A 12,808-nucleotide genomic window follows, 5' to 3' on the forward strand; every position below is an offset into this window, starting at 1 on the left:
TGCGCGATCCACCGGGACCGGCCCGGTGGCCGGGAGAGGGGCGCGGATCGATGACACGGCGGCGTGGCGGGGCGGCCGGCGCGTGAGGCTGCTGCACACCTCCGACTGGCATCTGGGCCGCACCTTCCACCGGGTGAGCCTGCTCGCCGAGCAGGAGACGTTCCTGGACCACCTGGTCGGCGTCGCGCGGGCCGAGCGGGTGGACGCGGTGCTGGTCGCCGGGGACGTCTACGACCGGGCGGTGCCGCCGTTGGCCGCCGTCCGCCTCTTCGACGAGGCGCTGCACCGGCTCGCCGCGCTCGGCGTGCCCACCGTGATGATCTCCGGCAACCACGACTCCCCGCACCGACTCGGCGTCGGCGGGCGGCTGTTGGCCCGCGCCGGCATCCACCTGCGCACCCGCCCCGAGGAGTGCGGCACCCCCGCGCTGCTGCCCGACGCGCACGGGCCGGTCGCCGTCTACGGGCTGCCCTACCTGGAGCCGACGCTGACCCGCGAGCCGCTTGGCGCCGAAGCGCCCCGGCACGCCGCCGTGCTGCGCGCCGCGATGGACCGGGTCCGCGCCGACCTCGCGACCCGGCCGCCCGGCACCCGCGCCGTGGTGCTCGCGCACGCCTTCGTCACCGGCGGCCAACCCTCCGACAGCGAACGGGACATCACCGTCGGCGGGGTCGCCGCCGTGCCCGTCGCCACCTTCGACGGCGCCCACTACACCGCCCTTGGACACCTCCACGGCTGCCAGACCCTCACCGAGCGGGTCCGGTACTCCGGCTCCCCGCTGCCGTACTCGTTCTCCGAGGCCGGCCACCGCAAGAGCCTGTGGCTGGTCGACCTCGACGCCGCCGGCGCCGTCCACGCCGAACGCGTCGACGTCCCCCTCGGCCGGCCGCTGGCCCGGCTGCGCGGCCGCCTCGACGACCTGCTGTCCGACGCCGAACTCAGCCCCCACGAGGGCGCCTTCGTCGAGGCCACCCTCACCGACCCGATCCGCCCCGAGGAGCCCATGGCCCGGCTGACCGCCCGTTTCCCGCACGCCGTCAGCCTGCTCTTCGAGCCCGAACGCGCCCCGGGCCAGGCCGTCGACTCCTACGCGCGCCGCCTCGACGGCCGCACCGACGAGCAGGTCGCCGAGGACTTCGTCGCCCACGTCCGGGCCGGCCAGGGCCCCGACGGCGCCGAACGGGCCGCGCTGCGCGCCGCGTTGACCGCTGCCCGCGTCGGACAGGAGCGCGACGAGTGAGGCTCCACCGGCTCACGGTCACGGCGTTCGGCCCGTTCGCCGGCACCGAGCGCGTCGACTTCGACCGGCTCGCCGCCGGCGGCCTCTTCCTGCTGCACGGCCCCACCGGCGCCGGCAAGACCTCCATCCTCGACGCCGTCGCCTACGCCCTCTACGGCTCGGTGCCCGGCGCCCGACAGGGCAGCCCGCAGGCGCTGCGCAGCGACCACGCCGACCCGGGCACGCCCACCGAGGTCGTCCTCGAACTCACCGTCGCCGACCGCAGGTTGGAGCTGACCCGCCGCCCCGAACAGCTCCGCCCCAAGCGCAGGGGCGGCGGCACCACCCGCGAACGCGCCCGCACCCTGCTGCGTGAACGCCGCACCCCGGGCGGTCCCTGGGAGGCGCTCAGCAGCTCCCACCAGGAGATCGGCCGCGAGATCGGCGAGCTGCTGGGCATGAACCGGGACCAGTTCTGCCAGGTCGTGCTGCTGCCGCAGGGGGACTTCGCGCGGTTCCTGCGCGCCAGCGCGGAGGACCGGGCGCGGCTGCTCGGGCGGCTCTTCGACACCCGCAGGTTCCGGGCCGCCGAGGAGCACCTCGCGGAGCGGCGCGCCCGCGCGGCCGAACGGGTCGGCGCCGGCGACGAACGGCTGCTGGCCCGCGGGCACCGGGTGCGCCAGGCGGCGGGCGCCGACGCGGAGCTGGCCGGCCACCGCTGGGCCGGGCTGAGTCCGGGCGATCCCGAACTGGCCGATGCCGTGCTGGAGTTCGCCGCGCTGGCGCGGGTCGGCGCGCGGGAGCGCCGCGCCGTGGCCGGCGCGGCGCTGGTCGCGGCCGAGGCCGCGCACGCGGCGGCGCAGCGGGTCCACGCCGAGACCGTGGAACGGGCGCGGCTGCGCCAGCGGCACGCGGAGGCGGCCGAACGGGCGGCCGCGTTGGCCGCCGAGCGGCCGCGGCGGGAGGCGCTGGCGGGCCGCCTGGAGCGGGCCAGCGCCGCCGCGACGGTGGCGCCGGCGCTGCGGCTGCGGGACGAGGCGGCGGCGGAGCACCGCGCGGCGGTGGCGGCGGCGAGCGCGGCGACGGCCGCGCTGGCGGAGGGCGGCGGGGCCGCTGGGGCCGCCGGTGCCGCCGGAGCCGCTGGGCGGCTCGGCGGCGGGGGGTTCGGTGCGCGGCTCGGTGCGGGGGAGGGGGACGGGCGCCGGGGTTTTGGTGAGCCGGGCGCAGGGGGCCGGGCGCTGCCGGCCGGGGCTGTCAGCTCGGCGGCCGCCGAACCCGGGGGCGGGGAGCGGCTGTTGCCGGCGGTGGCCGGCGGGCCCGATGGTGGAGTGGCGGCGGGGGAACGGGGCGAGTCTGCCGGGGCCGGCGGCGCCGTTGCTGAACTGGGCGCTGGAAGGCGGCTGTTGCCGGCGGGGGCCGGTGCTGAAGCCGTGGCCGGGGAAAGCGGTGAGTCTGCCGGGGGTTCCGCCGAACGGGCGGGTGGGGAACGGTCGTTGGCCGCGCGGATCGGCAGGCCCGGCGCCTTCGGTGCGGAGGACCGGGGCGGGCCGCCGAGGGCCGGCGGCGCTGCCGCCGAACCGACCGGCGCGGAACGGTCGTTGCCGGCAGGGGCGTCCGCCGGGGATACCGCCGAACGGGTCGGCGGGGAAGCGGCGGTGCTGGCCGGGGGCGGGCCGCCCAACGGCGGAGCCGGCGCGAACGCGAAAGGACCTGCCGCCGAACTGACCGGCGGGGAACGGTCGTTGCCGGCGGGGGCGTCCGCCGGGGATACCGGCGAACGGGTCGGCGGGGAGCGGCCGTTGTCGGGTGCGCCCGGTGACCCCCGAACCGGCGCGGGGAGGCCGGCGGCAGCCGGGGCCCGGGACCTGGAGCATGGCGCCGCCCCCGGTGGGCCCACCGCCCCCGCTGGGCCCACCGCCCCCGCTGGGCCTGCCGTCCCCGCTGGGCCCGCCGCCCGCTTCGCGGCCGAGGAGCGGGCCGTCCGCGAGCGCCTCGGCGCGTTGGCCGCCGCGCGGGCCGCCGAGGAACGGGTCGGCGCGCTCGCCACCGAACTGACCGCGCTAGCCGCCCGGGAGGCACGCGACCGCGCGGCCCTCGCCACCGCCGAGGAGCGGCTCGCCGCCTGGCCGGCCGCCGTCCAACGGCTGCGCGCCCGGCGGGAGGCGGCCGGCGCCGCCGGCGCCCGGCTGCCGGGACTCGCCGAACGCCTCGCCGAGGCCGAGGCCAGGGCCTCGGCCGCCCGGCGGCGGGACGCGTTGGCCGCCGAGCTGACCGAGGCGCGTTCCGGCACGCTCGCCGCCAGGGAGCGGGCGGCCGAGTCGTTCGACCACTGGCTGCGCCTGAAGGACCGCCGACTCGCCGGCATCGCGGCCGAGTTGGCGGCCCGGCTCACGCCCGGCGAGCCCTGCGCCGTCTGCGGCGCGACCGAACACCCGGACCCCGCGCCGCCGGAGGCCGACCCGGTGGACCGCGCCGCCGAGAAGGCCGCCCAGGCCGCGCACCGCGCGGCCGAGGCCGCCCGCGACGAGGCCCAGCGGCGGCTCGCCGCCCTCGACGCCGAACACGCCACGGCCAGGGCCACCGCCGGCGACCGGCCCACCGACGAACTGGCGGCCGTGCTGGCCGAGGCCCGCGCCCAACGGGATGCCGCACAGCGGGAGTTCGCCGACGAACCTGCCGCCGTCACCGCGCTGGAGCGCGCCGAGCGGGAGCACGCCGAGCTGACCGAGACCCGCCGCGCGACCGAACGCGCCCTCGCGGCCGGCGCCGCCCGGCGCGCCGCCCTGGAGGCCGAACGCGCCACCCTCACCGCCGAGGTCGAACGGGCCAGGGCCGGCGCGCCCAGCGTCGCCGCGCGCGCGGCCGCGCTGAGCCGGCGCGCCGAGGCGCTGGCCGCCGCCGGCGCCGCCGCCCTGGCCGCCGAGGAGACGGCCGACCGGGTCAAGGCCGCCGACGCGCGCTGCGCCGACGCCGCCTACGCGGCCGGCTTCGCCACCCCGGCCGAGGCGCTCGCCGCCGCCCTCGACCCGGCCGAACGGCGCGCCGTCGAGGAACGGTTGGAGCGCTGGCGCGCCGAGGAGGCCGCCGTGGCCGCCCAACTCGCCGACCCGCGCGGGCAGGAGGCCGCCGCAGGACCGCCGGCCGACCCGGCCGCCAGCCAGGCCGCCTGGGAAGCGGCCACCGCCCGGCTCCGCGCCGCCTCGGCTGCCGAGGCCGCCGCCCGCCAGCGGTGCGCCGACCTCGACGCGCTCGGCGCCGAACTGGCTGCCGAGGCACGGGCGTTGGCCCCGTTGCGCGAGGAGAGCCGGCGCATCGCCGGCATCGCTGGCCTGGCCGCCGGGACCTCCCCGCAGAACGAGTACCGGATGCGGCTGGAGACCTATGTCCTCACCGCGCGCCTGGAGCAGGTCGCCGAGGCGGCGAGCGTCCGCCTCCAGCACATGTCCGCCGGCCGCTACGCGCTGGTCCACTCCGACGCCCGCGCCGCCCACCGCGCCCGCTCCGGGCTCGGCCTGAACGTGCTCGACGCCTGGACCGGCCGCGCCAGGGACACGGCCACGCTCTCCGGCGGCGAGTCCTTCTTCGTCTCCCTGGCGCTGGCCCTGGGCCTCGCCGACGTCGTGAGCGCCGAGGCCGGCGGCCGGCGCCTGGACACCCTCTTCATCGACGAGGGCTTCGGCAGCCTCGACGAACAGTCCCTGGACGAGGTGCTCGACGTGCTCGACGGCCTGCGGGAACACGACCGCCACGTCGGCATCGTCAGCCACGTCCCCGACCTCAGGTCCCGCGTCCCCAGCCAACTGGAGGTCATCAAGACCCGCCGAGGCTCCACGGTCCGCCACCACGACAGCCCTGCGGGGCTCTGAACCGGGGCTTTCCGCCCCACCCACCCGCCCCTTTCGCCTGCGGCCCTCCCGGCAGACGATCGCGAACGGCCCCCCGCCGTAACGTGGTCGGCAGCGCGGCCGGCCCACGATCCGCGAACGTCCTCGACATCGCGAGGCGGTGGCGGCGCTGGAGGACTGGTGCGCCTACGGCATGACCGGCCATCACGGCGACGGCCGCCGCGCCGAGCGGATCGGCACAACGGGGCTGCTGGGGTGGATGACGCTGCACCGCTCCGCCCGCCCGGTACCCATCCCGGCCGGGGCCGATCCGGGGCTGCGCGAGGCCCTCGCGCCGGGGGACCCGCATCTCCACGTCCACGTGACCCTGGCCCATCTGGGCCGGTGCGCTGATGGGCGGTGGCGCACGATCGCGGCCGGCGCCGAGGACCTCCACCGCCACGCGAGGGTCGTCATCGAGTTGGCCGAGGGCCGACTACGCGCGCGCCTGGGCGAGCAGCTGGGCGCTCGCTTCGCCCGCGACCCGGAGTCGGGGGTGTGGGAGCTGTCCGGCATCCCCGAGCAGCTGCGCGAGACGTACTCGCGCCGGCACCACCAGGTGGTGGACGCCGCCGGCGAGACCGCTACCCCCGCCCAGGCCAAAGCCGCGGCCGCGCGGACGGCCCGGGCCAAACCCGAGGTTGCAGGCGGGGGACGTGCGGTCCGCGTGGCAGCTGCGGGGCGAGGCCGCGGTGGGCGACGTCGACGCCCTGATGGCGGCTGCGCTGCCCGGCCCACCACCACCGGCTGTCGGTGCCGGCATCGACGCCGGGGGAGATCGCCGCCCAGATCTGGACGGACGAGGACCACGGCCTGGTCGCCGCCCGCAAAACCGTCAGCCACGCCCAGGTGATGGCGGCCGTGGCGGCCGCCGCCCCCGCCCTGGACAGCCGCGAGCACCTCGAGCAGCTCGTCGACGAGGTCCTCGCCGTCCCCGGGCACGCGGTCCGCCTGCCGGACTCGCCCCGGGCGCACGAGTCGCACCCCGCCCGCTACACCCACACCAGCATCACGGCCGCCGAGACCGCCCTCCAGGACGCCGCCACCGCCGGTCTGGACGCCGGCGCCGCCCAACTCACCCCGGAAGCAGCTGAGTTGGCGATTGAGACGGTCGAGGCCGGCCAGGGCTGGGACCTGGTCCGCGCAGCAACGGGCGGTGCTGGACCGGCTCCTGACAGCCGGCCACGCGGTCGACGCCGTCATCGGGGTGGCCGGCGCCGGCAAAACCACGCTCATGTCGGCGGCGCGGGCCGGGTGGGAGGCCGCCGGCCTGCGGGTCGCCGGCGCGTCCACGGCGGCCGTGGCGGCCGCGAACCTGACGGCCGAGGCCGGCATCCCCTCGGCCACGATCGCGGCATGGACGCGCGCCATCACCGGCGGCGCCGGCCTCAAGGACGTCGACGTCCTGGTCGTGGACGAGGCCAGCATGGTGGACAACCGCGCCCTAGCCACGCTGGCCACCCACGCCGCCACCACCCACACCAAAATCGTCCTGATCGGCGACCCACAGCAAGCCCGCGCGGTCGGCGTGGGCGGGGGATTCGCGCGCGCCCACGAGCTGGTCGACGGCCTGGAGTTGGATGAGAACCGCAGGCAGCGAGACCTGGCGGAGCGGGCGGCGCTCGCCGATTGGCGTACCGGCGCCCGCACCACCGCCCTCGCCCGCCTCGCCGACCACGGCCACGTCCACGCCACCACCACCGCCACCGAGGCACTGGCCGGCATGGCCGCCGCCTGGGACACCGCCCGTACCGAGTGGACCGATCCGCACGACCTGGTCGAGCAGCTGCTCCTCCTCGCCCCGCGCCGGGCGGACGTCGACGCCCTCAACTCGGCCGCCCAGACGGCCCGGAGGGCGGCGGGTGAGCTGGGGGAGGCCCGTACCTGGGCCCTCGCACGCACCGCCGGCGGCGGCCGGCTCCAGCTGTCCGTGGGCGATGTGGTGCGGGTGACCCGCAACGACTACCGCAGCCGCCGCGACCCGGCGGCGCCGGATGTGCTCAACGGATACCGCGGCATCGTCACCGAGATCGACGCCCGGCGCGGCGCGCGGGTGGCTTGGCGTCGCCGTACCCCGGACGGGCCCGCCCTCGAGGCAGCGTGGATCAGCCCGCGGCAGCTGGCGGCCGGCCACCTCACCCTCGGCTACGCGATGACCGCCGCCTCCGCCCAGGGCCTCACCTCGGAGGTCGCCCTGGACTACGGCGCGCACGCCGACGCCCACACCCTCTACCCCGAGCTGACCCGCGCCCGGCGCGCCTCCCACCTCTGGCTCCCCCTGGCCGAGGCGGAGGACGTCGTGGCGGCCGCCCGCCTCGGCCGCCCCCGCACCGACACCGAGCTGCTGCACCGCGCGGTGGCCGCCTACGGCCGCGCCCTGGCCAGCGACACCGGCGACACGATGGTCACCGACCAACTCGCCACCCAGGCCGGGATGGTGCCGGCACCGTCGCCGGCCGGCGACAACGAGGACCAGGCGGTGCGTGCCGCCGCCGCCCGCGTCACCTCCGTGCAACACAGGCGTGCAACGCCGGCCAGCGAGGAGCACGACCAGGAGCGGCAGGTGGTGCCGCATTGGCGGCGCCGGCCCCACGGCGCCATGCCCACCGCCCACCTGCCCCGGGCCATCACCACCGCCACCGAGCAGGCCGACCGCGCCGCCCAGCTCGCCGCGACGGCCGCCGACCGCGCCCGCGACCTGGCGGCCACCGCCGGAACCGACCACGCCCCCGCCACCCACCACTACGCCGCCGCCCTCACCCAACTCCGCGACCTGGCGGCCCTCGTCGACGGCGCGGCCGCCGCCAGCCGCGAGGCCGAGCAGCAGACCGGCCAGGCCGCGCTCTACCGCGCCCGCCTGGAGCCGATCACCCGCCGCCTGGCCCAGCGCCGCTCCGCACTCCTCGGACAGCGCGGCGACCTACGCGAGGTCGCCGCCTGGCTTGCACGGGAGATCGACCGCGCCGACCAGGCCGCCACCACCGCACGGATCGCGGCCGCCGACCACGACCGGCAGGCCCGCACCACCGCCGCACAGCTCCCCGAGCAGCTACGCCTAGACGGCCCACCCACCCCCGCCACCATCACCACCCTCGCCGACCGTCTCCCCGCCTACCGGCAGACCCTGGAGGCCGCCGACGCCCACCTGGTGGCAGACCAGCAGCGCCGCGCCACCCAACTCGACCAGGCCGCGACCGGTCACCGAGCCACCGCCGCCGCCCTACGCGCCGAGTACGAGCTACGCCGCCACCTGGCCACCACCGACCCGGCCCGCGCCGCTATCGAGGACACCCAGCGCCGCTAGGCCGCCGTCCGCGCCACCCAACGCCGCCAGGACGCACTCCAGCGCGCCCACGCCCGCCAGCCGCCCACCCAGCACCCGCAGCGCCATGACGGGCCGTCGATCGGTCTGTGACCCCTGGTCAGCGGATTGATCCCGGTGGTACCAGGGGGCTCGCCGCCCCCTGGACCCCCGCATCCCCCCGGCACTGCCCAGCGCGATGCGGGCCCCGGCCGCCTGGGCGCCGTGCGCGCTGGACAGCACCGGGGCCAGGCCCCCTCCCGCATGTACTTCGGATGCTGACCAGATCTGCCGAGACATTGGAACGGCCGAGCTATCAGGCTGTCACGTATGGCTACTCGTGAGTTTGGTTGGGCAGTACGGTGGTGCGACTGACGTTCCGAGGGGGATGTGTGACTGGACGTGATGCTGAGAGCGAAGCCGTCGGGCTGGCCGGGGGTACCCACGCGCCCGCAGTGGGATCGTGAGCAGGAGGGTGGGCGATGAGTTCGCCGGTGGAGGACGCGTCGCGGCAGGCCGCACAGCAGATGGCGGCGATGCTGCGGACGTTGGTGGAGCTGACTCGGGCGTTGGACGGTGCGCGCCGGCCATCGCTGGCCGATGCCGGTCCGGCCGTTGGTGGGCCGCGGCCGGCGGTGCGGTATGCGGCCGTGATCGAGCAACACTTCGGGCCGCAGGTGCGCCAGGCACTGACCGATTCTCCAGGGTGGCAGCGGATGGTGGAGCAGCTCGGCGAGTTGGAGGGTGCTGGTATTCCGCCGGAGCGTCTGCTGCCGGCGCTGGAGCAGATCACGCGGCAGGCGCAGCCCGCCCCGCCGACGCCGGAGCAGGAGATGGCGCGCGTGGTGGAGCGGGCCACGTCACCGGAAGTGGCGCAGGCGCTGACCAGGTCGGAGCAGTGGCCCCAACTTGCTGCGGGACTACAGGACTTGCGGGCTGGCGGGTGGGACGTTGAGCAGCTGGTGGCGGCCGCTGTCCCGACGCTGAACCGGCTGGTGGAGGGTGCCCAAGCCGAGGTGGGTAGAGAGGCGGCTGACGCGGGGCGGCAGCAGTCGAGGCAAGTCCTGCCGGCGCGGCCGGTGGATCGTGAGACCGCGCTACGCAAAGCCGGGATCGACCGGCATGAGAACGAGCGGCTGTCCCGGATGGTCCGCGAAAAGTTGCCTGAGCGGCCGGCCGAACTGTTGCTGGCCTCGGATACCCAATGGCCGATAGTGGCGGCCGAGATCCATCGAGCCGACCAAAGCGGTGTGGACGTCGCCGCACGCCTGGCTGGAGTCGAGAACATGCTGAGGCACCAAGCGGCTGCGGGCGCACGTCAGTTGGACATTCCGGTCGCCACGCTGGCCGCGCTCTCTATGCCGGCCCCGCCGCCTGCCGTCAAGCAACTCGACCAGGAGCGGACTGGGGCGCGGACGTTGTCGAGGGAGGAGCTGACCCGGGCTTCGGACTTGGCGGTGGCCAACCACGGGGTGAGCGCGACGATGCTGCTGGCGAGTGGCTACAACGCGGCCCAGGCCGGCGAGGCTCTCACCGCGCTGGAGCAGTACGGGATCGTGGGGGCTCGCGGCGAGAGCGGGATGCACCCGATCCAGGTGGGATCGGTGGAGCAGGCTGGCCAGCGGATCGCTGCCGGAGTGGAGCGGGAGATTCAGACTCAAGCGGCGACCGCTTGGTCAACCACGGTGAGCGGCCCGCCGGCTGCACGCAGAGTGCAGCGCGCCGTGACCGGTACGGCGCCGCAGGCACCGATCCGGACGACCGGCCGTCGACGCTGACTCCCGCGCCAGTTCGTTATGGTCCTGATCAAACGAACGATCGGAGATCGTTTATGGGAGAAGAACGTACAGAGTCCGCCGCAGAGTTGCGTCAGCACTGGACTGCCATGACACAGCTCGGGCGGCGGTTGCCCGGCACGGGGTTAGCTGCTACAGGGGCAGCGTTGGAGTCTTCCGGGCGCTGGCCGGACGACCTCAGCAGGGCCCCGATGATCATCGACACGGATATCGGCGGGGATGCCGATGACGCTCTCGCGCTCACCGCAGCAGCACGCCGGGTGCCGGAGTTGGCCCTAGTGGTGACAGGCGACGAAGCCGCCGGGCAGCGGGCCCGTTTCGCACGGCATCTGCTCGATCTGTTGGAAAGGCCCGATGTCGCCACCGTTGCCGGTGCCTCGCTGGGCACGACACGCTACTTCTGCGTGGACGGCCTAACTCCAAATGAGGTCCCACCCCAGCCCACCGATGTAGTCGAGGCCGTGCGGCAGGTGTGCGTTGGGACAGACGGGCCCGTGCGCTGGGTCGGCATGGCACCGCTGTCGAACCTCGCCCGGGTCCTGTCCCAGGCACCCGAACTCGGGTCTCGACTGCGGGTGACGCAAATGGGAGGGGCCTTGTCCTATCGCGACCCGGACAGCGCCGAGCACAATATTCGCCTGGACGTCGCCAGTGCCCGCACCGTGCTCCACGCTGCGACGAGCGGCATCCTGCCGACTCCCGAGTTCATCGCCTCCGAGGTGACCTTCACACCGCGCATCGAGGTCACCGCACGCAGTCCCCTCTACCAAAGCCTCCGGAGCTTTCAGGAGGCGTGGGCCAGGTTGCTGGTCGACCATTTGGATCGCTGGTTCGCCTCTTTCTATCCGGGCAGCATGCAGCACGATGCACTGGCCTTGTCTGCCGCTCTAGACCTCCCCTACGTCGACTCCGATCATCTCAAAATCGAGATGGACGCGATCGGTCGCACCACCCGGGCTGCGGCCGGCCACGGGACGCGGGTGAAGTGGAGTCTCACCGCAGAGTACGAACCTTTCATGCGGTGGCTAACAGCCTCCTTGACGAGTCCGGCAACCACTCTCGCCATGCGGAATAGAGAGGCTTCAGGGTGGAGCGAATAGAAGAGTCATATCCCCAACTTGCGGCTGTACAAGATGCGTACGGGCTGGCTCCGGAGGGAAGAACCGCAGTGGCGGAGGCATACGAGGTCTACCGCGATTTCCACGGTCCTTTCATCACTTTCATCACGGCTCAGATGCTGCCGGATCTCTACCGAGATGCCGAAGCGGGACACAGGATCGTTTTCCTCGGCCGGGACGGGCACAGCTTCGCCGCAGCGGCCCGTGCCCTCAACCCCGAGTTCTTCCGTAACCACTGCCATGAAGTGGTCTGATCCCGCGTGGTCGCTGAGGCGGCCATCCAGGACCTTGAGGCTCACCGTGGCTCAGAGTTCCCCGAGGTTGAGGGATTCAGAGGCACACGCAGGCGAGTGGCGCCAGAGGACGTCCCCGGGGCGTTCCGGCATCTAACTGGGTATCTCCGGGACGCGGGTATTCCTGTTGGGTATCCCGGAAGCTCGGTGACTCTCGTGGACAGCAGCTTCAAGGGAACGGTGCAGGAACTTCTTACGGCCGCGTACCCTCGGACGAACTTCGAGGGCAGGTATGCTTTCTTCGGTGCGGCGCCAGAGGATACCCGGTCGCAAAAGAAGCATGGCTATGTGGTCCATCTGTCAGCCGAGCAGACCGCCGAAGGACGTGGCTTCCCCTTTGAGGACTTGCAATCTGATCGCGTGCTTACATTCGCCAGCAAGGAGCCGATCAACGCTATCGAGGACAGCCTTCATGGGCCGCTGGATACGCCCCTGAGACTGGAGTCGAGCGGCCCTGTGCAGATTCCCCAGCGGGATGACCCCATCTACCTGAGAGGCTTCAACCCTGCACTTGTACCGGAGAGGTTCCGCGACCCCTTGACCCGAGAAGCCATCAAGGCCGCCGCGCTGCTGGCTGTACATGACTCCGCCATGGCCGTTGATCAGACGCGCCCTGACTGGATAACCGTTCTGGCGGCACAGCAGAATCGTTTCATAACCGAAGTGCGTAACTGAGCGGAACGCTCGGAACAAGTGCACTCGGGATTCAAGACCGTCCTCGACAGCATCGTCCGACGTGCCGACCACCCGGTCATCAGCCAGCTTCAGGACCACTTAGCCGAGCGGGGTGTAGCCGAGCGGGACGCCCTTCCGATCTGGCGGCAGGTGGAGGCCGCTCCGACACGACAGGTCCGGGCGGAGATCGTTGCCACAGCGGTCCGGGGCGAAGGACCAGAGGCCCAGCAGCGCAGGCTCACTGCGGAGGCTGCAAACAAGCGGTCCTCGACCACGCAAGGTTCACCGCGCAAACCGGGTCGGCGACCGGCACCCGGGGGTGGCCAGCAGCTGCCTCCTTATCCTCGTCCCGGGCCTGGTGACTCGCGCGGTCATGGCCGAGGCTGGTAGCTCGTGCCCCGTTATGTTTTTCGCGGTCCTGCAATGGGGCCGCTGGCCTCTGGGCTCGGTATGACTGTTGCCCCCTGTCGAAGGCATGACCTGGGGGGTGGTGTCGCCGGGACCCGGGGGTGTTCGTCGGAG

General features: G+C 74.4%; 8 protein-coding genes. All 8 read left to right on the top strand.

The window, feature by feature from the left end:
* The first annotated feature begins 82 nt into the window (after positions 1–82).
* The 8 genes from FH609_RS25795 to FH609_RS25830 all read left to right on the top strand — a co-directional run bounded on the left by FH609_RS25795 (position 83) and on the right by FH609_RS25830 (position 12,286).
* Positions 83–1,240, top strand: coding sequence for an exonuclease SbcCD subunit D (locus FH609_RS25795; protein ID WP_139672094.1), 1,158 nt, complete (start codon positions 83–85; stop codon positions 1,238–1,240).
* Positions 1,237–5,085, top strand: coding sequence for an AAA family ATPase (locus FH609_RS32220; protein ID WP_139672096.1), 3,849 nt, complete (start codon positions 1,237–1,239; stop codon positions 5,083–5,085). The genes FH609_RS25795 and FH609_RS32220 overlap by 4 nt, the downstream gene beginning before the upstream one ends.
* Before the next feature lie 139 nt (positions 5,086–5,224).
* Positions 5,225–5,956 carry a relaxase domain-containing protein gene (locus FH609_RS32500; protein WP_139672099.1) on the top strand — a complete coding sequence of 244 codons (732 nt, stop codon included), beginning with the start codon at positions 5,225–5,227 and terminating at the stop codon, positions 5,954–5,956.
* Positions 5,957–6,205: 249 nt separating this feature from the next.
* A complete protein-coding gene (locus tag FH609_RS25810; protein ID WP_226961946.1) occupies positions 6,206–8,407 on the top strand; it encodes an ATP-dependent DNA helicase in 2,202 nt (733 codons plus the stop codon).
* Positions 8,408–8,886: 479 nt separating this feature from the next.
* Positions 8,887–10,182 carry a hypothetical protein gene (locus tag FH609_RS25815; RefSeq protein ID WP_139672104.1) on the top strand — a complete coding sequence of 432 codons (1,296 nt, stop codon included), beginning with the start codon at positions 8,887–8,889 and terminating at the stop codon, positions 10,180–10,182.
* A 209-nt stretch (positions 10,183–10,391) separates the two neighbouring features.
* On the top strand, positions 10,392–11,300 hold the full coding sequence (locus FH609_RS25820) for a nucleoside hydrolase (protein ID WP_226961947.1): 909 nt from the start codon (positions 10,392–10,394) through the stop codon (positions 11,298–11,300).
* A gap of 68 nt (positions 11,301–11,368) precedes the next feature.
* Positions 11,369–11,572 carry a hypothetical protein gene (locus FH609_RS25825; RefSeq protein WP_139672110.1) on the top strand — a complete coding sequence of 68 codons (204 nt, stop codon included), beginning with the start codon at positions 11,369–11,371 and terminating at the stop codon, positions 11,570–11,572.
* A 195-nt stretch (positions 11,573–11,767) separates the two neighbouring features.
* On the top strand, positions 11,768–12,286 hold the full coding sequence (locus FH609_RS25830) for a hypothetical protein (RefSeq protein WP_139672112.1): 519 nt from the start codon (positions 11,768–11,770) through the stop codon (positions 12,284–12,286).
* Positions 12,287–12,808 lie beyond the last annotated feature (522 nt).

The organism is Streptomyces sp. 3MP-14 (assembly GCF_006334905.2).
In the GTDB taxonomy this organism is placed as follows: Bacteria; Actinomycetota; Actinomycetes; order Streptomycetales; family Streptomycetaceae; genus Streptomyces; species Streptomyces triticirhizae.

Excerpts from the sequence above, each read along its gene's own strand:
- FH609_RS25815 (WP_139672104.1), top strand. The coding sequence starts at position 8,887 with ATGAGTTCGCCGGTGGAGGACGCGTCGCGGCAGGCCGCACAGCAGATG.
- FH609_RS25820 (WP_226961947.1), top strand. The coding sequence starts at position 10,392 with ATGATCATCGACACGGATATCGGCGGGGATGCCGATGACGCTCTCGCG.